This is a genomic window from Pseudomonas sp. FP2254 (assembly GCF_030687695.1).
Classification (GTDB): Bacteria; Pseudomonadota; Gammaproteobacteria; order Pseudomonadales; family Pseudomonadaceae; genus Aquipseudomonas; species Aquipseudomonas quebecensis.
Window position 1 is genome coordinate 2,568,065 of record NZ_CP117444.1, and the last position, 21,736, is coordinate 2,589,800.

At 61.3% G+C, this 21,736-nt stretch carries 20 protein-coding genes and 1 pseudogene; 9 read left to right on the plus strand and 12 right to left on the minus strand.

The window, feature by feature from the left end; genetic code table 11:
* Nucleotides 1-69 precede the first annotated feature (69 nt).
* Entirely contained in the window at nt 70-804 is a 735-nt protein-coding gene (locus PSH94_RS26080; RefSeq protein ID WP_370694773.1) for a methyl-accepting chemotaxis protein, read from the minus strand.
* A 168-nt stretch (nt 805-972) separates the two neighbouring features.
* Nucleotides 973-1,704 (minus strand): annotated as a pseudogene (locus PSH94_RS26085) (cache domain-containing protein); the annotation flags it as partial.
* 229 nt (nt 1,705-1,933) lie between these two features.
* Here PSH94_RS26085 and PSH94_RS11755 point away from each other — a divergent pair.
* Both PSH94_RS11755 and PSH94_RS11760 read left to right on the plus strand, forming a co-directional pair.
* Nucleotides 1,934-2,764 carry an undecaprenyl-diphosphate phosphatase gene (locus PSH94_RS11755; RefSeq protein WP_181079685.1) on the plus strand — a complete coding sequence of 277 codons (831 nt, stop codon included), beginning with the start codon at nt 1,934-1,936 and terminating at the stop codon, nt 2,762-2,764.
* A complete protein-coding gene (locus PSH94_RS11760) occupies nt 2,761-3,144 on the plus strand; it encodes a DUF1294 domain-containing protein (protein WP_305437569.1) in 384 nt (127 codons plus the stop codon). Before PSH94_RS11755 ends, PSH94_RS11760 begins: the two co-directional genes overlap by 4 nt.
* Here the strand turns inward: PSH94_RS11760 and PSH94_RS11765 are convergent.
* A complete protein-coding gene (locus PSH94_RS11765) occupies nt 3,133-3,489 on the minus strand; it encodes an MmcQ/YjbR family DNA-binding protein (RefSeq protein WP_181079687.1) in 357 nt (118 codons plus the stop codon). The genes PSH94_RS11760 and PSH94_RS11765 overlap by 12 nt on opposite strands.
* Nucleotides 3,486-4,394 carry a LysR substrate-binding domain-containing protein gene (locus tag PSH94_RS11770; protein ID WP_181079688.1) on the minus strand — a complete coding sequence of 303 codons (909 nt, stop codon included), beginning with the start codon at nt 4,392-4,394 and terminating at the stop codon, nt 3,486-3,488. Before PSH94_RS11770 ends, PSH94_RS11765 begins: the two co-directional genes overlap by 4 nt.
* A 124-nt stretch (nt 4,395-4,518) precedes the next feature.
* On the opposite strand from PSH94_RS11770, the gene PSH94_RS11775 reads away from it, so the two are divergent.
* Entirely contained in the window at nt 4,519-5,130 is a 612-nt protein-coding gene (locus PSH94_RS11775; RefSeq protein WP_266249110.1) for an FMN-dependent NADH-azoreductase, read from the plus strand.
* Nucleotides 5,131-5,338: 208 nt separating this feature from the next.
* A complete protein-coding gene (locus PSH94_RS11780) occupies nt 5,339-6,376 on the plus strand; it encodes a dienelactone hydrolase (protein WP_181079690.1) in 1,038 nt (345 codons plus the stop codon).
* Here PSH94_RS11780 and PSH94_RS11785 read toward each other — a convergent pair.
* From PSH94_RS11785 to PSH94_RS11800, 4 genes are all read right to left on the minus strand, one after another.
* The gene (locus tag PSH94_RS11785) at nt 6,370-7,545 is read right to left on the minus strand and encodes an MFS transporter (protein WP_253507193.1); all 1,176 of its coding nucleotides are present in this window, start codon (nt 7,543-7,545) and stop codon (nt 6,370-6,372) included. The two genes, PSH94_RS11780 and PSH94_RS11785, sit on opposite strands and share 7 nt — an antisense overlap.
* A 163-nt stretch (nt 7,546-7,708) precedes the next feature.
* On the minus strand, nt 7,709-9,295 hold the full coding sequence (locus tag PSH94_RS11790) for an ABC-F family ATPase (RefSeq protein ID WP_181079692.1): 1,587 nt from the start codon (nt 9,293-9,295) through the stop codon (nt 7,709-7,711).
* 142 nt (nt 9,296-9,437) lie between these two features.
* Complete coding sequence (locus tag PSH94_RS11795) at nt 9,438-10,676, minus strand: MFS transporter (RefSeq protein ID WP_181079693.1); 1,239 nt, start codon at nt 10,674-10,676, stop codon at nt 9,438-9,440.
* Between the two features lie 90 nt (nt 10,677-10,766).
* A complete protein-coding gene (locus PSH94_RS11800; protein WP_305437570.1) occupies nt 10,767-11,153 on the minus strand; it encodes a TIGR03067 domain-containing protein in 387 nt (128 codons plus the stop codon).
* A 381-nt stretch (nt 11,154-11,534) separates the two neighbouring features.
* Between PSH94_RS11800 and PSH94_RS11805 the strand changes: the two genes are divergently transcribed.
* Nucleotides 11,535-12,878, plus strand: coding sequence for a Wzz/FepE/Etk N-terminal domain-containing protein (locus tag PSH94_RS11805; protein ID WP_181079695.1), 1,344 nt, complete (start codon nt 11,535-11,537; stop codon nt 12,876-12,878).
* A 253-nt stretch (nt 12,879-13,131) separates the two neighbouring features.
* On the plus strand, nt 13,132-14,031 hold the full coding sequence (gene lpxO, locus PSH94_RS11810) for a lipid A hydroxylase LpxO (RefSeq protein WP_181079696.1): 900 nt from the start codon (nt 13,132-13,134) through the stop codon (nt 14,029-14,031).
* A gap of 18 nt (nt 14,032-14,049) precedes the next feature.
* On the opposite strand, the gene ligD is transcribed toward lpxO, so the two are convergent.
* Both ligD and PSH94_RS11820 read right to left on the minus strand, forming a co-directional pair.
* Nucleotides 14,050-16,554, minus strand: a complete 2,505-nt coding sequence (ligD, locus tag PSH94_RS11815; protein ID WP_305437571.1) for a DNA ligase D — start codon at nt 16,552-16,554, stop codon at nt 14,050-14,052.
* Between the two features lie 24 nt (nt 16,555-16,578).
* Complete coding sequence (locus PSH94_RS11820) at nt 16,579-17,418, minus strand: Ku protein (RefSeq protein ID WP_305437572.1); 840 nt, start codon at nt 17,416-17,418, stop codon at nt 16,579-16,581.
* Between the two features lie 184 nt (nt 17,419-17,602).
* On the opposite strand from PSH94_RS11820, the gene PSH94_RS11825 reads away from it, so the two are divergent.
* Nucleotides 17,603-17,917, plus strand: a complete 315-nt coding sequence (locus tag PSH94_RS11825) for a hypothetical protein (RefSeq protein WP_305437573.1) — start codon at nt 17,603-17,605, stop codon at nt 17,915-17,917.
* Nucleotides 17,918-17,928: 11 nt separating this feature from the next.
* Entirely contained in the window at nt 17,929-19,086 is a 1,158-nt protein-coding gene (locus PSH94_RS11830; protein ID WP_181079700.1) for a PQQ-dependent sugar dehydrogenase, read from the plus strand.
* A gap of 66 nt (nt 19,087-19,152) precedes the next feature.
* Here PSH94_RS11830 and PSH94_RS11835 read toward each other — a convergent pair whose 3' ends face one another.
* Entirely contained in the window at nt 19,153-19,632 is a 480-nt protein-coding gene (locus PSH94_RS11835; protein ID WP_181079701.1) for a nuclear transport factor 2 family protein, read from the minus strand.
* Nucleotides 19,633-19,683: 51 nt separating this feature from the next.
* Nucleotides 19,684-20,247: a TetR/AcrR family transcriptional regulator gene (locus tag PSH94_RS11840; protein ID WP_305437729.1), complete on the minus strand. Its 564-nt coding sequence runs from the start codon at nt 20,245-20,247 to the stop codon at nt 19,684-19,686.
* A 123-nt stretch (nt 20,248-20,370) separates the two neighbouring features.
* Here PSH94_RS11840 and pssA point away from each other — a divergent pair, with 123 nt between their 5' ends.
* On the plus strand, nt 20,371-21,714 hold the full coding sequence (gene pssA / locus PSH94_RS11845; RefSeq protein WP_305437574.1) for a CDP-diacylglycerol--serine O-phosphatidyltransferase: 1,344 nt from the start codon (nt 20,371-20,373) through the stop codon (nt 21,712-21,714).
* The last annotated feature ends 22 nt before the right edge of the window (nt 21,715-21,736 follow it).

Here is a 21,736-nt window from a genome sequence, read left to right on the forward strand (position 1 = left end):
AGGGAGGGAATCTACAAAACACTCAGAGGCCGCCGGGGAGGGCGCGCGTCCCTCCCGCAGCGGGTAGCGCTAGACCTTGAACTGACGCAGCAGCCCGTCGAGTTGTTCACTCAGACCGCGCAATTGGGCACTGGCCACACTCGACTGTTCCGCCGCCAGGGCGGTGCTATGGGACAGACTGGCCGCCTGGGTGACGTTCTGGTTGATGTCCTCCACGACATGGGATTGTTGCAAGGTCGCACTGGCGATAGATGCATTAAGACCGTTGAGGTTGCGCAGCGCCTGGCCGATCGCGTTCAGGCTTTCACCCGCCAGACCGGCCTGTTCGATGGTCAGTTGCGAGGCGCTGTGGCTGTCGCTGATGACCTTCACCGCCGCTTCGGAATGACCTTGCAGGCGTTCAATCATCACCTGGATCTCGGCGGTGGATTTTTGTGTGCGCTGGGCCAGCAGGCGCACTTCATCGGCCACCACGGCGAAGCCACGGCCTTGCTCGCCGGCGCGCGCGGCTTCAATCGCGGCGTTGAGCGCCAGCAGGTTGGTCTGGTCGGCAATGGAGCGGATCACTTCCAATACGCCGCCGATCTGCGTGCTTTCACTGGACAAGGTGCGGATCACGTCCACGGCCTGGCTGATGGTGGTGGAGAGCTGATCGATGCGTTGCAGGCTGCCATCGATATTGACCTGGCCCTGCTGCGCCTGGGCCTGGGCGTCGCGCATTTCGCTGGCGGCGTGTTCGGCATTCTTGGCCACGTCCTGCACGCCATAGGTGACTTCATTGATGGCGGTGGCCACCAGTTCCATCTGCTGGGATTGCTGCTGGCTGCGGTCATGGGCCTGGCTGGCGTTATTGCCCAACTCCTGGGACGACTGGCCCAAGGCATTGGCGCACGCCTGCAACTGGCTGACCACCTGGCGCAGCTTGGCGGTAAAGCTGTTGAAGTGCTGGGACAGTTGAGTGACTTCGTCGCGCCCGTGGGTGTCGAGGCTGCGGGTCAGGTCGCTTTCGCCGCTGGCGATATTGCCCATGGCGTTCACCGCAGCCTGCAGCGGCTGCACGATGCTGCGGGCGATCAGTGTCACCAGCAGGGCCATGACCAGCGCGATCACCAGGCCGATCATCGAGGCTTTCCATACCTGCCCGTTGAACTCGGCCTGCACGTCGTCCACATACACACCGGAGCCGATAATCCAGCCCCAGGGTTCGAACAATTGGATATACGAAGTCTTGGCCACCGGCGCTTCGGCCCCAGGCTTGGGCCAACGATAGTTGACGATACCGGCGCCCTTGGCCTTGGCCAGGGCCACGAATTCGTTGAACACGGCAAAACCGTCGGGGTCGCGGATGGCCGAGAGGTTCTGGCCGTCGAGCTTGGGGTTGGCCGGGTGCATCACCATCACGGGCGTGAGGTCGTTGATCCAGAAATAGTCGTCGTGGTCGTAGCGCAGCCCCCGCACGGCGCTGAGGGCCTGTTTCTGCGCGGCTTCGCGGGTCATCGCGCCGGTGGTTTCCAGGCCGTGATAAAACGCCAGGATCCCACTGGCGGTCTGTACCACGTGCTGGGTCTGCAGGCGCTTGGCCTGGTAAAGGTCGTCATGAATCTGCTTGAGCATCAGCAAACCCAAAGCCAACAGCATCAGCACGGCGACTATCAGGATCAGCCAGAGCCGCCGGCTGATCGACATATTGCGCAAACTGTTCATCGTCCTGTCACTCCGGCTTTTTTATAATTGTGGCGTTTCATCGACTTTTACGCCTTGTCTGATAGGCTTTCGGCCTGAAATCGAAAAACCTGAGTACTGCCTGATTTTTCACAGAATTTTTGCAGACCGGCATTGACCATGGTCAACGCCGGGCCTTCAGCGCGCTCGTCGTCAGTGAACCATTAAAAGACTAACCGGGCATGCGCCAAGCATGACCTTTGGGGGAAGCATGGATTTTTGGACCGCCATACAGGCACTTATTCTGGGCGTCGTCGAGGGGCTCACCGAGTTCCTGCCGATCTCCAGCACCGGCCACCAGATCATCGTGGCCGATTTGCTGGATTTCACCGGCGACCGTTTCAACGCTTTCAATATCATCATCCAGCTGGGCGCCATTCTCGCGGTGGTGTGGGAGTTTCGCGGCAAGATTTTCGATGTGGTTACCGGCCTTCCAACCCAACCCAAGGCCCGGCGTTTCACCGCCAACCTGCTGATCGCGTTTCTGCCGGCGGTGGTGCTGGGGGTGATTTTCGCCGATGCCATTCACCATTACCTGTTCAACCCGATCACTGTCGCCGCCGCGTTGGTAGTGGGTGGTTTGATCATGCTGTGGGCCGAGCGCCGCCAGCATGAAGTGCACGCCGAAACAGTGGATGACATCACCTGGAAGGATGCACTGAAGGTGGGGTTTGCCCAGTGCCTGGCGATGATTCCCGGCACCTCGCGCTCCGGCGCAACCATTATCGGCGGCCTGTTGTTCGGCCTGTCGCGCAAGACCGCCACCGAGTTTTCGTTCTTCCTGGCCATGCCGACCATGGTGGGCGCGGCGGTGTACTCGGGCTACAAGTACCGCGACCTGTTCCAGCCGGCTGACCTGCCGGTGTTCGCCATCGGCTTCGTCACCTCATTCATTTTCGCGATGATCGCGGTCAAGGGCCTGCTCAAGTTCATTGCCAGCCATAGCTACGCGGTGTTCGCCTGGTACCGGATCGCGTTCGGCCTGCTGATCCTGGCGACCTGGCAGTTCGGCTGGATCGACTGGGCGGCCGCCAAGGCATGACGATCCAGCATCCCCGCCTCAAGGCGCTGGTCTTTGTACTGCTGTGCGCGGCGCCGCTGCTGGGCGCGGGCCTGCTGTGGTATCGCGGCGAGACCGTGGTGCCGCTGGTGGCGTATGGCGTGGTCAGCGTGGTGGCGTTTTTCTTGTACTGGAGCGATAAACGCAAAGCCCGCACCGACAGCTGGCGCACCCCCGAAAACGTCCTGCACGCCGTCGAGCTGGCGGGCGGCTGGCCTGGCGCGTTAATCGCTCAGCAAGTGTTCCGGCACAAGACGCGTAAGGTGTCTTATCAGGTGCTGTTCTGGGTGATTGTGCTGCTGCACCAGGTGTTCTGGCTCGATCAGCTGTTCCTGGGCGGCACCCTGGGCTCAATCCTCTAGCTTCAACCCGATCTGCGTGCGCTTGGGCAACCTGCTCACCACCAGTTGGTGAGAGCGTTGCAACAGGCCGCGCAGTTCATCGTCGCCCAGCGGGTAGGGCGTATTCATGATGATCCAGTGGGCGCGCGCCAGGTACGGCGCGGGATGAATACCCGGACGGTCGACATGGCCGAGAAACAGGTCCTGGTCCACCTTGAATGCCAGCGAGTCGCCGCGCAGGTTCTGCAGGGCGAACATCTTGTTGCCGGCAATCGAAAACACCCGCACGCCACCCCATTTGTAATCTTCCCGCGCGCCGGGCAGGCCCAGGCAGAAATGTGCGACTTGTGTTTCAGTCAGGCTCATAACAGGCGATCTCCACAGCTTTTGAAACCTTCTTCCAGGTAGTCGATCCACGCGCGAATCGCCGGCAGCACGCCACGTCGGTGCGGGTACACCGCCTGCAGCCAGCCCCCCGGCAGTGACCACTCCGGCAGCAATTGCACCAGCCGGCCACTGGCCAGCTCCTCTTCGCAGTACATCATGGGCAACACAGTAAAGCCCACGCCCATAATCGCGCTGGCCTTGCGCACGACAAAATCATCAATGCCCAGGCGCGCCTCCATCACCAGGTCGTGAGCGTTGCCCTGCGGGTCAAGCAGGCGTTGATGCACCATGCGGTCGGCCTCCAGCGCGCCGAGGATCGGCAGTTGCTTGAGGTCGTCAAGGGTGGTGATCGACCGACCGTGCAGGAAGCTCGGGCTGGCCACCAGCGCTGTCTGTGCGGCGCGCAGGCGCTTGGTCACCAGCAGTGGGTCTTCATCGCCCAGTTCGCGCACACGCAGGGCCACATCGATGCCTTCGGCGACCAGGTCGACGCGGCGGTTGACCAGGGTCATCTCCAGTTGCACCTGGGGGTGAGCGGCGAGAAAGCCCGCCACCAGGTCCGGCAGGATGTGCTGCGCCAACCCCACCGGGCAACTGACGCGCAGGCGCCCCCGAGGCTGGCTGGACATGCTGGCCACGGCCTCGTCGGCCGCCTCCGCTTCCAGCAGCATCGCCTGGCAGTGGCGCAGGTAACGTTCGCCGACGGCGGTGAGGGTCAGTTGCCGCGTGGTGCGTTGCAGCAGGCGTGCGCCGAGGCGCTCTTCCAGCTCGGCGATGCGCCGCGACAGGCGCGACTTGGGAATGCCCAGCAGCCGCCCGGCTGCGGCAAAGCCGCCGGCTTCGACGACTTTGGCAAAGTAGTAAAGATCGTTCAGGTCTTGCATGCGTGGCCTATTGTCCTGTCAGTGGGACAAACTATCGCATTTCAGGCGTCTTATCGGCTATTGGTTTGATGCGTAGCCTTAGCACCATCTGATCGACATTCCTGATCTCATTTGGAGCATGGCCATGAAACTGTTGCATATCGATTCCAGCATTCTGGGTGACAACTCGGCTTCCCGTGCGCTCAGCGCCGCCGTGGTGCGTGCGTGGCAAGCCGCCGAGCCAGGCGTGCAGGTGACTTACCGCGACCTGGCCAGCGAGGGCATCAACCATTTCTCCGGCGCCACCCTGGGTGCCTTGGGCACCGCCGAGGAACTGCGCGACGCCGCGCAAAAGCACGAGGCCGAGCTGAGCGCTTCGTCGCTGGCTGAATTCCTCGCCGCCGACGCGCTGGTGATCGGCGCGCCGATGTACAACTTCACCATCCCGAGCCAGCTCAAGGCCTGGATCGACCGCATCGCGGTGGCCGGTCAGACCTTCCGCTACACCGAAGCCGGCCCTGAAGGCCTGTGCGGCGACAAGAAAGTCATCATCGTCTCCACGGCCGGTGGCCTGCACGCCGGACAAACCTCTGGCGCGGCCCATGAAGGCTACCTGCGGCTGGTACTGGGCTTCCTTGGCATCACCGACATCGAGTTCGTACGCGCCGAAGGCCTGGCCTACGGTGACGAAGTGCGCAGCAAAGCCCTGAGCGACGCCAACGTACTCATCAACGAACATTTGTTCGCCGCCGCGTAAGGCTTGTGTAAATTTCGCCTCGCCTCGGTTTCAATCCGAAACCGGGCGCCTAAACTCTGTATTCTGCTCGCCTGAACGCGATCGGAGTACGGAGTTTTTTCGTTTGCCCGCTGTCATTAAAATGTGGCCCGGCTTGTGCAAGCGTGGGTTCAATGCCTGGACTTTTATTCGACATGTCGGTTCTCACGCAGCAAAGGTGGACATCCCCATGATGCGTCTTTGTGCTGTTATGGTTCTTTCCCTGCTCGGCGGCCTGGTTTCAGTGCAGGCCGCGCCCGCACCGCACCCCCATTGGAGCGTGGGTTTTCATCGCATGAGTTTTCTCGACCCGCTCGACCTGCAGCCGATGAAGGCCATCGCGTTCTACCCCTCCACCGGTCTGGAGCACAGTACCCAGGTCGGTGCGTACCATGTCGCCGCTACCGAAGACTCCAAAATCGCCATCGGACGTTTCCCGATGCTGATGCTGTCCCACGGCAATACCGGTACGCCGCTGGCCCTGCATGACCTGGCGACGTCCCTGGCACGCAAAGGCTTTGTGGTGGTGGCGGTTCTGCACCCCGGCGACAACTATAAGGATCACAGCCGCCTGGGCACCGTGAGCAACCTGTATGGGCGTCCGATTCAGATTTCCGAAGCGATCACCGCCACATTGAGCGACCCGATGCTGTCACCGTTCGTGGATGTCGACCAGGTCGGTGTGATCGGTTACTCGGCCGGCGGCGAGACCGCATTGATCCTGGCCGGGGCCAAGCCGGATTTCGACCGCCTGCGCCGCTATTGCCAGGAGCGCCCCGAAGACCGCGACGCCTGCACCACCAAGGGCGAGCTGGTGGTGGACCGCGACGATCTGCAGCCCCAGGCCGACCCTCGCATCCACGCATTAATGCTGATGGCGCCCCTGAGCCTGATGTTCGGTCGTCATACCCTGGCGGACGTGCATGTGCCGGTGCTGCTCTACAGTGGCGACGGCGACAAACTGGTGGCGGTGGACAAGAATGCCGCGGCGCTGGCACGCAAGCTGCCGGAACCGCCGGATTTCAAATTGCTGGCCGGGGCCGGGCACTTCGTCTTCATGGCCCCGTGCGACAGCGATCAGTTGGCGGCCATGCCGGCGGTGTGCACCGATGCCGACGGGGTTGACCGTGAAGGCATTCATCGCGACCTGATTTCCGAGGCCGGGCGGTTTTTCAGTCATACCCTCAGCGAGCCCAGCCGTGCGGGCTTGCAGACTGCGGATCAGTAAGCGCGCCGCTTGAGCAGCACGCTCAGGCCCAGCGCCGCCACCGACAGCAGCGCCGCGCAGAAGAAGATCCAGCCGTAGCCCAGGTTCAGCGCGACAAAGCCCATCAGTGGCCCGGCAATCGCCAGGGCCAGGTCGAAGAACACCGCATAGGCACTCAAGCCGGCGCCGCGACTGCTGTTGGGCACTTGTTTGATCGCCTCCACACCCAGCGCCGGGTACACCAGCGACAAGCCCAGCCCGGTCAGCCCGGCGCCGATCAGCGCCACGCCGGTGCTGGGCGCCAGCCACAGCAGGGTCAGCCCGAGGGTCTCGATGCTCATGCACGCAATCGCCGCGCGAAAGCCGCCGAAACGGCTGATGGCTGAGATAAACAGCAGCCGCGCGAGAATAAAGCACACCCCGAACACCGTCAGGCAATACGCCGCGCCGACCCAGCCGCGATTGAGGTAGTACAAGGTGATAAAGGTGGTGAGGGTGCCGTAGCCGATGGAGGCCAGGCACAAGCTGGTGCCGAACGGGGCGATACGCCCGAACACCGCCCAGAACGGCAGACGTTCGCCGCGTACCACCGGCACCGATGGCTTGTTGCGGATCAGCACCAGGCCCAACGCCGCCAGCACCGTGAGTGCCAACCCCAAGCTGTTGTAGCTGTACTCGGCGACCATCACCACGCCCAGCGGTGCGCCAATGGCGATGGCGCCATATGAGGCGATGCCGTTCCAGGAGATCGAACGCGCCGTATGCTCGACGCCAACCTGGCCCATGCACCAACTGATGGTGCCCACGCCGATCAGCCCCTGGGCCACGCCCAGCAACAGCCGTGCGATGATCAGAATGCCCAGGCTCAAGCTGGGCAGGCTTTCCAGCAGCGTCGCGAAAAATGTCAGCACGCCACTGACCAGAATGCCGGACAGCCCCATCACAATCGCGCGCTTGGTGCCGACGTTGTCCGACATGCGCCCGGCCATGGGACGGCTGAGCAAGGTCGCCAAGTACTGCGAGCCGATGGTCAACCCGGCGACCACTGCGCTGAAACCCAGTTGCTCGTGCACATAGCCCGGGATGACTGCGATCGGCAGGCCGATGCAGATAAAGGCGATAAAGGTGTAGAACACGATGGAGACGATCTGCAAGGTGATCGACAGGGAGGAGGGGGCGGCGTTGGGCATGGGCACTCGTTCGCTGGCGGGCGGTGAGGGCATCATGGCAAGGGCCTGGGGGAAAAGGAAGCAGCCTAACGATTAATGATAGTGCTCAATCAGATGCAAAAAGCCCCGTCACAGTGGACAGGGCTCTATCTTGCCGCTTGTCGCTAACCGCTGATCGCTGCCCTTAAAACACCACACCCTGGCTGCGCAGGTAGTCGTCATAGGTGCCGCTGAAGTCGATCACACCGTTGGCGCTCAACTCGATGATGCGAGTGGCCAGGGACGATACGAACTCACGGTCGTGGCTGACGAAAATCAGCGTGCCCGGGTAGTTCTCCAGCGCCAGGTTCAGCGCTTCGATGGATTCCATGTCCAAGTGGTTGGTCGGTTCGTCCATGATCAGCACGTTCGGCTTTTGCAGGATCAGCTTGCCGAACAGCATGCGGCCTTGCTCGCCACCGGAGATCACCTTCACGGACTTTTGGATTTCATCGTTGGAGAACAGCATGCGACCCAGAGTGCCACGGATCATCTGCTCGCCTTGGGTCCACTGGCCCATCCAATCGAACAGCGTGACATCGTCTTCGAAGTCGTGAGCGTGGTCCTGGGCGTAGTAGCCCAGCTCTGCGGCGTCGGTCCACTTGATGCTGCCCGCGTCCGGCGTCAGTTCATTGACCAGGGTGCGCAGCAGGGTCGTCTTGCCGATACCGTTCGGGCCGATGATCGCCACACGCTCGCCGGCTTCGATCTGGAAGCTGAAGTCCTTGAACAGCGGCTTGCCGTCGAAGCCCTTGGCCATGCGCTCGACGATGACCGCCTGGCGATGCAGCTTCTTGTTCTGTTCGAAACGAATGAACGGGCTCACACGGCTCGACGGCTTGACCTCGGCCAGCTGGATCTTGTCGATCGCCTTGGCACGGGAGGTGGCCTGCTTGGCTTTCGAGGCGTTGGCCGAAAAGCGGCTGACGAACGATTGCAGTTCGGAGATCTGCGCTTTCTTCTTGGCGTTGTCCGACAGCAGTTGCTCGCGGGACTGGGTCGCCACGGTCATGTATTCGTCGTAGTTGCCCGGGAACAGGCGCAGCTCGCCGTAGTCCAGGTCAGCCATGTGGGTGCATACGCTGTTCAGGAAGTGACGGTCGTGAGAGATGATGATCATCAGGCTGGAGCGCTGGGTCAGGATGTTTTCCAGCCAGCGGATGGTGTTGATGTCCAGGTGGTTGGTCGGTTCGTCGAGCAACAGCACTTCAGGATCGGAGAACAATGCCTGGGCCAGCAGCACGCGCAGCTTCCAGCCAGGGGACACTTCGCTCATCGGGCCGAAGTGCTGCTCCAAGGGAATACCCAGGCCCAGCAGCAGTTCACCGGCGCGGGATTCGGCGGTGTAGCCGTCCATCTCGGCGAATTCGGTTTCCAGCTCGGCCACGGCCATGCCGTCTTCTTCGCTCATTTCCGGCAGCGAGTAGATGCGGTCGCGTTCGGCCTTGACCTTCCACAGCTCCTCGTGGCCCATGATCACGGTGTCCAGCACGGTGAATTCTTCGTAGGCGAACTGGTCCTGGCGCAATTTACCCAGGCGCACGTTCGGCTCGAGCATGACCTGGCCACCGGACGGATCGAGATCGCCACCGAGGATTTTCATGAAGGTCGACTTGCCGCAACCGTTGGCACCGATCAGACCATAACGGTTGCCGGCGCCGAACTTGACCGAGACGTTCTCGAAAAGCGGCTTGGCGCCGAACTGCATGGTGATGTTAGCTGTGGAGATCAATTACTTTACCTATCAATGGGTTGCGCGCGTGGCAGCGGGTGCCGCCAGGCATGCGTCAACAGCGACATCAAGGCGCGAAACCCGGTCGCTGAGCAGAAAATGGGGGATGTGTGTTGGAATTTGGCGCGCATTGTCGCATATGTCAGGCGACAGTTGTATGGCGCGCTACAGATGGTTTCTCCAGCGTCTCGGGCATTGCCAGCCATAGCAGCGCCAACGCCGCGGCCGCTACCCCGGCCAGGGTCAGGAACGCGGCGTTGTAGCCGGCTTGCTGTACGACGAAGCCCGCCAGGCTGTTGCTCAATGCCGCGCCCAGGCCGAATACCGTGGACAATGCGCCAAGGCTCACGTTAAAGCGCCCGGTCCCTTGGGTGAGGTCCTTGACGATCACCGGGAACAACGCGCCGAAGATTCCCGCGCCGACGCCGTCGAGCATCTGCACCGCCACCAGCCAATAAGGGTCGTTGGACAACGTGTACAACACACCGCGCAGCGGCAGGATCAGGAAACCCATCAGCAATAACGGTTTACGCCCCCATACATCGGCTTTGCTGCCCACCAGCCAGGCCATCGGCACCATGACCAACTGCGCGGCCACGATGCATGCCGACGTCAACGGTGTAGCCATGTGCAGGTTGATCTGCGACAGCTTCTGGCTGACCAGAGGCAGCATCGCCGCATTGGCCAGATGGAAGAGGGCGCAGCACACGGCGAACAGCAGCAGCGGCCGGTTCGCCAGCAACACGCTGATGCCGGACGGCTGTTCGTGGTCACTGTGATGGGCCGGATCAAAGCCACGGGCGACTTCGTGATCGATGGCGGTAGCCGAGACGCAGCTGACCGCGACGATGCTGGCCACCGCCATGAACGCCATCAGGTAGAACACCACCACGGGCCCGAACAGGTAGGCCAGGCCACCGGCCAGCAGCGCGGCCACGGCATTGCCGGCGTGATTGAAGGTTTCATTGCGCCCCGTGCGCCGGGTAAATGCGCGCGGCCCCGTGATCCCCAGGGAAATCGCCGAGATCGCCGGCGCAAACACCGAGGCCGCGACTGCGCTGGCGGCCTGGGTCAGGGCCACCAGGCTGAACGAACTGACGAAGGGCAGCATCAGGCAACTGCCGGTCACCAGCAGCGCTGCCACCGCGATCACCGCCCGCTTGCTGCGGGTGCGATCGATCAGCGCGCCTGCCGGGCCCTGGGTGAGCAGGGCGGCGATCCCGGCGAGGGTCATGACTACGCCAATGCTGGCCGGGTCCCACTTGTGCACCGCCAGCAGGTAGATCGCCAGGTACGGGCCCAGGCCGTCGCGTACGTCCGCCAGAAAGAAATTCAGGCTGTCCAGGCTCAGGGTATTGCGCAAGTCGGAAGGGTTGGCCACGGCAAGGTCTGCGGGAGGAGGCGTTCAACGGTTGAGCGCGCATTGCGTTAATGACCCGCGGCCCCTGCCTTTAGTTTCGTGGCTGCCGCGTCAGCGTCGCCGTACGAAGGTGCGCATGGTCTGGCCTGGGCCGGTCTTGAACACGGTCGGGCGGGGCATGTTTTCGTCGGCGGCTATAAATACGAATTCATCGCCCTCCAAGCGGTAGCTGGCCGGTAACGCCTTACCGGCGTCGTCGCCGATGGCGTCAACCCAGGTAATGCTCTTGGGCTGGGTGAGGCTGTTCAGGCTGAACCGGCCGGCCAGCAAAACATCGCCGGCGAGGGTTTTCACTTCGAAGCAATCCCCGCTGATGGTCGTGATCGCACCGGGCGCAGTGTGGGCATCCGCAGGGTTGAGTACGCCATTGTCCCCAAGGGAGGTTTGCTCCCACGCGCCTTGCAGCGCAAGAAAGTCCGGGTCTGGATCAGGATGCATATCAAGTCCTTTTTGGTGCAGTGAGTGTCATCAACAGGGGTTTTTTAATAAATGCCTGGCAAGTGTAGTGGTGAGAGTCTGTAGGATGATTCTCGACGCAAGCCACGCCGAAAGAAATTTCCTTGCAGTAGCAGCTATTTAACGATCTTTTGACTATTCTTGTGACAACAATAAGGCAGTCGTCTGTTTATTCTGAAAGATGGCTCGCTTAACTGAAACAGAAATGAAATCAAACTGCGTGGGATTTTTCCTCGGACTGAGTGGTCAGATCGCCATTGGTGGGCCCGTTCGGCGGGATTCAGGGCGTTGTCCCTGTGTTTCGGCGAGTTGGCCGAGTCTTCGAGATGGCTTTTTAGTGTCAATTTTAAGGTGGCTTGCATTTTGAATCGAACTTCCCCGCTTAACACGTCTTCCTCGTCAGACGAAATTGACCTGTTTGAACTGTTTCACTCGATTTGGCGGCAAAAAAAGCTGGTAGTAGGTTGTACGATTCTTGCGGGCGTACTGGGAGCGGGCTATGCGTTCCTGGCGCCGAAGACCTATGAAGTCAGCAGTGTGTTGCGCCCGGCGGCGATCAACGAACTGGACGCACTGAACCGTTCCGAAGTCTACAAGCTGCCCCCAGCCGATGCGCTGTCGAAGGTTGGCGCTCAGCTGGATTCCTATGACGCACGGCTGGGGTTTTTCAAATCCCATGAACAATTGTTTGCCGCGTTCCAGAAACCGGGCCAGAGCCTTGAGCAGAGTTTCGAAGACTTCAACCGTAACTCAGTCAACCTGATCCTGCCGGACCCGAAAAAGTCCGATTCGCTGAGCACCTATATCCGTCTGGAGCTTCAGTACCCGGCGGATATCGACGGCGTGGCGATCCTCAATGGTTTCGTCGACTATGCCATCGCCGCCGAGCGCGAGCAGGTGGGCGCTGACCTCAAGGTGATCGTCAACAACCGTCTCAATGAGCTCAAGGGTAAGATCGACGCCGCGCGCGCCAATTACGAAACCGATAAAGAGTCCAAGATCGCCAAGCTGCTGGAGGCCGATCGACTCAAGCGCGCGCAGTTGCAGGATGAGCTCAGCGCCTTGCGTCTGCAGATGAAAATGGAGCGCACCAACCGCCTGGCCGAACTGGCGGAAGCGATCGCGATCGCCAAGTCCATGGGTATCCGGACGCCGACCACGCCTTCTTCCATGGCTGATGCCGGTCGAAGTGGTTCCGGCCAGGTCATGCGCACCGAGGTCAACAACCAGAAGATTCCGCTGTATTTCCTTGGCACCGAAGCCCTTGAGGCAGAGCGTGTGGCCTTGCAGCAACGCACCAGCGATGACTTCACCAACCCCCGCATCGCCGAGATCGGCAAAGAACTTCAGATGCTGGAGACAAACCGTGAGGTCGAGGTGCTGCGCAAGCGTGGGAATGAGGACATCTTTCTGCAGGACGTCGAACCGCTGCGCGCCGAGGTTGCCCGCTTGCGCAACCTGAACATCGACATGAGCAATCTCAAGCTGGTGACCGTCGACCGCCGTGCCCAGGAGCCTCTGTCTCCGATCAAGCCTAAGAAGGGCCTGGTCATCGCGTTGAGTTTGGTCGGCGGCCTGGTACTGGGCTTGCTGATCGCACTGATTCGCCACTTCATGCAGTCTCATCGGTCAGCCGTGCCGTATGCGCAAGTTGATGACGGCCGGTTCGCCCGCCGTGAGCGCAAGGACGACGAGCTGCCGCTGTAACGCCCCTCCCGCAAGGGCTTGTCCTATGGCAAGCCCGCACTTGCAACACCGCCAGTTGACAGCTTTTCACATTTCTTAGTTAACCTTTGGTTACAAAATGTGGCTAAATAACGGCCAATGGTCACGAACCGGTTGCTCAGCCATCCGCTCGTGCCGACTATGTGAATTGTGATTTCAGGTGCTGCTATTTAATCCTCGGCCGTCGTGGGCACGCAGGAGCAGCCTGTTCTCTTCTGACGTGTGACGAAATCCCTTGAAACTCATCATTGTTGCTCTTTACGTTGCCTCCATCGCGTATGTACACCTGCGTGGCCGTGTGCGACACAAGCTGGGTCGCCAGCTCAGCGATCACTCGACCTTCCTGGCGCCAATCAACTGTTTTCTTTATCTGTTCTCCAAATTACCCAGTCGGCCTTATCTCGCGCCCGGCGATTTTCCCGACCTGAGCCCCTTGCAGGAACACTGGCGGGAAATCCGCGAGGAGGCCCAGAACCTGCTGCGCGCCGGTGAAATCAAGCGCTCCGAGCAGCACGATGACGTGGGTTTCAACTCGTTCTTCAAGTCCGGCTGGAAGCGTTTCTACCTCAAGTGGTACGGCGACAGCCACCCTTCGGCCATGAAGTTGTGCCCGCGCACCACCGAGCTGGTGCAAGGCATCGGCTCGATCAAGGCGGCGATGTTCGCCGAGCTGCCGCCGGGCGCCAAGCTGGTGCGTCATCGTGATCCGTATGCCGGTTCCTACCGCTATCACCTGGGTCTGGACACCCCCAACGACCCAGGTTGCTACATCAATGTGGACGGCGAAACCTACTATTGGCGCGATGGCGAGCCGGTCATGTTCGACGAGACTTACATCCACTACGCCGAAAACACCACGGCGCACAACCGTATCATCCTGTTCTGCGATATCGAGCGGCCGATGAAGTATCGCTGGGCGGCCGCGTTCAACCGCTGGTTCAGCCGCACCGTCATGTCTGCCGCCGGCTCGCCCAATGACGCGGGCGACAAGACCGGCGGGTTGAACCGCGCCTTTGCGCGGCTGTACAAGATTCGACTGCGCGGCAAAGAACTGAAGAAGCGCAACCGCACGCGTTATTACTTGGAAAAATGGGCCATCTTCGCCGCGCTCGCGCTGATTTTCATATGGATCTGACCCGCCCGGCGGCGCCCCTCACTGCGGTGGGCGGGCGCCTAGCTTGTCCCACATCTTGCGGGTGATCTTCTGTCGGTTGGCATAGCCTTGCCATGGATCGGCCTTCAATCCCTGCAGGCGTTGCAACAGATTGGCGACGGTCCATTGCTGTGCCCCGCGCAGACTTTTCAGCTCCTGGCGACTGACGGGCACCGACACCGGCAGCCCTGGCCGCGCACGCACGGAGTAGGCCGCCACGGTGCTGGCCCCGCGGGCGTTGCGCAGATAATCGATAAATATCTTGCCCACACGGTTCTTCGGCCCGGAAGTGGCAGTGAATCGCTCGGGCAATTGCTGGGTCATGAACTGCGCCACGGCCTTGGCGAACGCCTTGACCGTATCCCAACCGTCGCGTCGCGCCAGCGGCACCACCAGGTGCAGGCCCTTGCCGCCGCTGGTCTTGACGAAGGCCTCGAGCCCCAGCTCATCCAGCACCGATAACGTCAGTTGAGCCGCTTCCAGCATGGCTTTCCATGGCAACGCCGGGTCCGGGTCGAGGTCAAGCACGAACAGGTCCGGGGTTTCGATTTTGTCCCACGTCGCGCCCCACGTATGCAGTTCGATGGTGCCCATCTGTACGGCACCGATCAGGGCCTGAACCGTGTCGATTTCCATCAGCCGCGCGTGACCGGGGTCCAGCGCCGGGTCCAGCTGTTTGATATGCGGAATCGCCAAGCGCTCGGAGTGCTTTTGAAAGAACTGCTCGCCTTCGATACCTTCCGGGGCGCGCAGCAGTGACACCGGGCGCTGATGCAGGAACGGCATCAGCCACTGGCTGATGCTGCTGTAGAACTGCGCCAGTTGCTGTTTCTGCGTGCCGCTTTGCGGGTCTATCACGCGGTCGGGGTGACTGATCTTCACCCCGTGGTCGGCGCTTGGCGCAGTCGAAGACTGGGCCTTGCGCGGCACTTCGTGCACGATCTGAGCGGCCGGTTTGTCGGTGCGCATTCCAACAAACGCTGCCTGGCGTACCACACCCTCACGGGTCCATTCGGCAAACTGCACTTCACCGACGAGGCTCGGTTCCACCCAGTGCACGCCACGGGCCTGGGCGCTGGTCAAAGGCTTGCGCAGTGGTGAACTGTCGCGCTCCAGTGTTTTTAACTGCGCGTAGATGTTTTTCAATGCGGCCTGGTCGAAGCCGGTGCCGACACGCCCGGCATACACCAGCCCGGTATCGTCATTGACCGCCAGCAACAGCGCACCGAAGCCGCTGCGCGAACCTTGGGGCCGGGTATAGCCGACAATCACAAACTCCTGGCGCAAACGGCATTTGAGCTTGACCCAGTCGTTGCTGCGTCGCGACACGTAGGGGCTGCCCAGGCGTTTGCCGATGACCCCCTCCAGCGACAGGTCGCAGGCGCTTTCGAAAATATCCCGGTGGTTGGCGGCGAAGGCGTCGGAAAAACGCAGCAATTTGCTTCGGCTACCGGCCAGCGCAGCCTTGAGCGCGGCGCGCCTTTGTTCTACCGGGGCCTCGCGTTGATCCTGGCCGTCCAGGAATGGCGCATCGAACAGGTAATAGATAATGTCCAGGCTTCGGCCGATATCAAAGGCGTTCTGCAGGGCCTGGAAATCCGGCAGCCCATCGCTGTTGAGGCTGACGACTTCACCGTCGAGCCAGCTGTCCTTGAGCTTGAGCGCCTGAAGCGCCTTGGCCTGGCGCGGTAACCGTTCGGTCCAGTCATGCCCGTTGCGTGTAAACAGGCGTACCTCGCCATCGCGGATACGCGCCAGGATACGATAGCCATCGAACTTGATTTCGTACTGCCAATCGCCTTCGGGCGCGCGCTCAACCAGGGTGGCCAACTGAGGTGTGAATTGATCGGGGATGGGATGGGTGGCGGTCGTTTTTTTCGCCCCAGCCTTGGGTTTGGCGGGCGATTTGGATTTGGGTTTCGCGCTCGCCGGCGGTTTGATCGAGGCGGTGCTGAGTACGCTGTCAGGTTCGGCCTGCACAATGTCGTACTCCGTGGCCGGGCGCGCCTGGGGGTCTTTTTCCTTGATCAGCAACCATTGTTCCTTGTCGCCGCTGCCCTTGAGGCGAGTACGCACCAGCGTCCAATCGCCGCTGAGTTTTTCCCCGACCAGGGTGAATTTGAGCTTGCCGCCCGCGTACGCCTGTTGCGGGTCGTCGTGGGGTTGCCAGACACCGCGGTCCCACACGATGACGTCCCCGGCGCCGTACTGGCCGGCGGGGATGCTGCCTTCGAAGTCGCCATAGCTCAGAGGATGATCTTCGACGTGCACCGCCAGGCGCTTCTGGCTCGGATCCAGGCTGGGGCCCTTGGGGACGGCCCAGCTCTTGAGAACGCCGTCCAGCTCCAGGCGAAAATCATAGTGGAGGTGGCGGGCGTCATGTTTCTGGATCACAAACGACAGCGCTGACGCCTTGCGTTTCTTGGCGGCTGACTCGGTGCCCGACGGTTCGGCAGTGATCTGGAAGTCGCGTTTGCGGTTGTACTCACTCAACGGCTTTGCCATATGGATCTCCTGGCGATGGCAGGTTCAAGAGGCTTTTTTCGAGGATTTCTTCGCCGCCGGTTTCTTCGCCGACGGCTTGCCGGCCAGGCTGCGCTTGAGCAGTTCGGTCAGATCGATCACATCGGCCGACTTGCGCTCCTCTTCGCCTTCCTGGGACTCCACGTCTTCGATCTTGCCGGCCTTGGCTTTCTTCTCCACCAGCGCCATGATTTTTTCCTGGAAGCTGTCGCGGTACTCCTCGGGTTGCCACTCGGCTGTCATGTCTTCCACCAAGCGTTTGGCCATGTCCAGTTCACCTTTGGCCAGGCTGGGCTTGGTGACGTCGCTGCCCAGCTCCAGCTCAACCAGCCCGCGCACTTCGGCGGGCCAGCGCAGCAGTACCAGCACCAGCGCCGACTCCAGCGGCATCAGCGCCGCCAAGTGCTGCTTGGTGTGCAGCACCACATTGGCCAGGGCCACCTTGCCGGTTTTTTTCAGGGTTTCGCGCAACAGTGCGTACACCTTGCCGCCGCGTTTGTCGGGGGCCAGAAAGTACGGTGTGTCGATGTTCTGCAACGGGATCTGGTCACTGGCGACAAATGCGATGATCTCGATGGTCTGCGTCGACTTGGGGTGGGCCGAGCGGATTTCATCCTCGCTGAGCACCACGTAACGACCCTTTTCGTAAGCCACGCCCTTGACGATGTTCTCCTTGGTCACTTCTTTGCCGGTGGTCTTGTTGATGCGCTTGTAACCCACCGGGTCCATGCTGCGCTTGTCCAGCCAGTCGAAGTCGACGCCTTGGTGGGAGGTAGCCGAGACCAGTGAGACGGGGATATGAACCAGGCCGAAACTGATGGCGCCTTTCCAGATTGCCCTTGGCATGTGTGCGATTCCTTGAGAAGAAACTGTGTTCGGGTGACTCGATGGCGGCGCGAAAAGTTTCGCCGGGCGGATATGCGGACAGATCGTGTTACACCTCTGCGGAAACAATTTAATTACCAAAGGCGAACCCAGGGCGTAGCGTGCTATCGAAAGCACGAACGACTCGTCTCGAAGAGGTTTGCTCATGAACAGGTGCATGCGTCACGTTGCAACGCTGGTTTTGGGCCTGGCGCTGATGCCATTGGCCCACGCCCAAAACCTGCCTGGCCGCAGCGATGCCAACACCGGGCCGATTCACCGTGCCAACCCCAACAGCATGCAGGGCACCCAGCCCAATGCGCCGGTTACCCGCGGTATCCAGAGCGTGCCGACGCAACGCACACCGACCCTGGAAAACGGCGGCATCGGCAATCGCTACCCCCAGCGCCAGGCCGCGCCCACTCGCCCGGCCACCGAACCCAAAGCCCCCACTTATGATGCCAACGGCAATCGCCGGTAAGGACTCGTCTTATGTTGCTACGCAAAACCCTGCTGGCCGCGTTGTGCGCCACATCCCTGATGCCGTTGGCGGCGGTGCAGGCCGCCGATCCGCAACAGTTCCCCAGCGAGCAAGGCAGCATCACCGCCACGCCGATCGCCAGAGGCCTGGATCATCCGTGGGCAGTGGCGTTCCTGCCCGACAGCCAAGGCTTTCTGGTCACCGAGCGCCCAGGCCACCTGCGCGTCGTCAGTGCCGATGGCAAGCTGTCGGCGCCCTTGAGCGGCGTGCCGCAAGTGTGGGCCAAAGGGCAGGGCGGGTTGTTGGATGTGGTGTTGTCACCGGACTTCAAACACGACCGCCTGGTGTATCTGTCTTACGCCGAGGGCGGCGGCAAGGGCGGCAAGGCGGGCACCGCAGTGGGGCGCGGGCGCCTGGCGGCCGATCTCAGTGGCCTGACCGATTTCACCGTGATCCTGCGCCAGGAGCCCAAGCTTTCCACCGGCAATCATTTCGGCTCGCGCCTGGCGTTCGATCGTGACGGTTACCTGTTCGTGACCCTCGGCGAGAATAATGACAGGCCTACCGCCCAGGACCTGGACAAACTGCAGGGCAAAATCGTGCGTATCTACCCCGACGGACGCGTGCCGGATGACAACCCCTTCGTGGGTCAGGAAGGCGTACGCCCCGAGATCTGGTCCTATGGTCAGCGCAACCCGCAAGGTCTGGCATTGAACCCATGGAGCGGTACGCTGTGGGAAAACGAACATGGTCCACGGGGCGGCGATGAAATCAATATCATCGAGCGCGGCAAGAACTATGGCTGGCCGCTGGCGACCCACGGTATCAACTATTCGCTGACGCCGATTCCTGAGGCAAAGGGCAAGACCGTGGAGGGCACGGTGGCGCCGCACCATGTGTGGGAACAATCACCGGGTATCAGCGGCATGGCGTTTTATGACGCTGATCGCTTCAAGCCTTGGCAGCACAACGTATTTATCGGCGCCCTGGCGAGCCAGGCGTTGATTCGCTTGCAATTCGAGGGCGATAAGGTGGTACACGAGGAGCGCCTGCTCGGCGGCCTGAAGGCGCGAATCCGTGATGTGCGACAAGGGCCGGATGGCTACCTGTATGTACTGACCGATGAGGATGACGGCGTGTTGTACCGGGTGGGTTTGAATCAGGACTGACAAGGATGAGCCACCCACACGTGGGAGCGGGCCAGGCCCGCTCCCACCTGTTTGCGCGGGGCGGGCTTACAGGCCCAGCGCCGACAAGCCCGGATGATCGTCCGGCCGACGGCCCAGCGGCCAGTGGAACTTGCGGTCACTTTCCTTGATCGGCATGTCGTTGATGCACGCAAATCGATTGGCCATCAGGCCGTGCTCGTCGAACTCCCAGTTCTCGTTGCCGTAGGAGCGGAACCAGTTGCCGGAGTCGTCATGCCATTCATAGGCATAACGCACGGCGATGCGATTATCGGTAAACGCCCACAATTCCTTGATCAGGCGATACTCCAGTTCCTTGGCCCATTTGCGCGTCAGAAAGCCCTTGGCTTCTTCGCGGTTGTGGGCAAATTCGGCGCGGTTGCGCCACTGGGTATCGAGGGTGTAGGCCAGGGATACACGCTGCGGATCCCGTGAGTTCCAGCCGTCTTCGGCCAGGCGCACTTTTTCGATCGCCGACTCGCGGGTAAACGGCGGCAGGGGCGGACGCGGTTGTTCAATGGATGACATGCTGCGACTCCTTCTACATTAGTTTTAACGAAAGTTGCTCAGCCTGCGGGTTCACAGTCCCAATAACGTTCGGGCCATGCATTGCGCATTATCGGCCGCTGTTGAATCGCCCATCACCAGGGCAACGGTAATGGCGCCATCGATCAGGATCAGCAGGTGCGCGGCCTGCCGCTCGGGGTCGGGGGTGCCATGTGCTTTAGACAGTTCAAGCAAGTACTCGAACAGTTTCTGTTTGTGGGCCTTGGCCAGCAGGCGGACCGGGTTTTGCGGGTCGCCGGTTTCGCCGCTGGTATTAATAAAGGCGCAGCCGCGAAAGTCGGCCGAGCCGAACCAGGCCTTGAGCGCGCTGAACACGGCGAGCAGGCGCTCGCCACTGTCGGGCCGGCGTTCCACTTCCGTGCGCAGCCACTGCAGCCACCGCGCGTCGCGGCGTTGCAGCGCGGCCATCACCAGTTCGTCCTTGTTGGCAAAGTAGCGATAGATACTTTTTCGCGAGACACCGGCGGTTTTCACCAGGAAATCCATACCGGTGGCGGCGATGCCGTGGCGATAGATCAACTTCTCGGTGACGTCGAGAATAATGTCGCGGGTTTCACTGCTATTGATTTCATTCATGCCGCGAACAGTAGAACGATCGTTCTTCTTGGTCAATTGTTTTTTCCATCTGGGACAGCGAGACCTGAGCATCGTCATGGTGTAAGCTCGGGGCCTCTTCGGATTCGACCCTTTGCGAGCCTTATGCCGTCGTTCTTCAAACGCTCCCTGTTGCCCAAACTGCGCGGTTTCCCACTCACGCCCGACGCGATTGACGTGCTGTCCGGCGCTGCCGAATTTCGCCGATGCCTGCTGGAGAACATTGCCCAGGCGACGCGGCGTATTTACATCGTTGCGTTGTACTTGCAGCACGACGAAGCGGGGCAGGAGATCTACGACGCCTTGCATGCCGCCAAAGCCGCACGGCCGGAGCTGGAGGTCGTGGTGGTGGTCGATTGGCTGCGCGCCCAGCGCGGGCTGATCGGCGCCGGCAAGCAGCCGGGCAACAGCGCCTGGTACCAGGCCATGACGCAGGCCCACGACAGTGAAGTGCCGGTATATGGCGTGCCGGTGCAAACCCGTGAGCTATTCGGCGTGCTGCACCTCAAGGGCTTTGTGATCGATGACACGGTGCTGTACAGCGGTGCCAGCCTGAACAACGTCTACCTGCACAAATTCGATAAGTACCGGTTTGACCGTTACCACCTGATCCACAGCAAGCCGCTGGCCGACTCCATGCAGCACCTGGTGGAACACGGGCTGGTGGCGTCCAAGGCGGTGCATCGCCTCGACCTGCCGAACCCGCCGACGACCCGCAGCCTGCGCAACGACATCGGCGACCTGCGCAGTCGCCTCAAACACGCAGCCTATGACACCACGGCGGGGCAGCTATCCAATGGGCAGTTGTCGGTCAGCCCGCTGCTGGGCGTGGGCAAGAACAACCCGTTGAGCCGGGTGATCCTGGAACTGATCGCCGGCGCCCAACGGCAACTGACCATCTGCACGCCCTATTTCAATCTGCCGCTGCCGGTGACCCGCGAAATCAACCGCGCTCTGGCCCGTGGCGTGAAGATCGACATCATTGTCGGCGACAAGACCGCCAACGACTTCTACATCCCGCCCAGCGAGCCGTTCAAGGTGATCGCTGCGTTGCCTTATCTGTACGAAATCAGCCTGCGCCGCTTCGCCAAGCGTCATCAGCCGATGATCGACAGCGGCCAACTGAACCTGCACTTGTGGCACGATGGCGACAACACTTACCACCTCAAGGGCATGTGGGTCGATGAGCGCTACACCTTGCTCACCGGCAACAACCTCAACCCCCGCGCATTCCGCCTCGACCTGGAGAACGCCTTGCTGATCGACGATCCTCAAGGCCAGTGGCTGGCGCCGCGTGCGTCCGAGCTGGCGCAGATCTTCGAGCACACCACGCGGATCGAGGGTTACCAGCAGTTGCAGACACTGCCGGACTACCCCGAGGCGGTCGGCAAATTTCTGCGCCGAGTCAGCCGGGTGCGGATCGAGCGGTTGCTGTACCGGATTCTCTAAATCCCGGCTGCTTCGCTGTCGA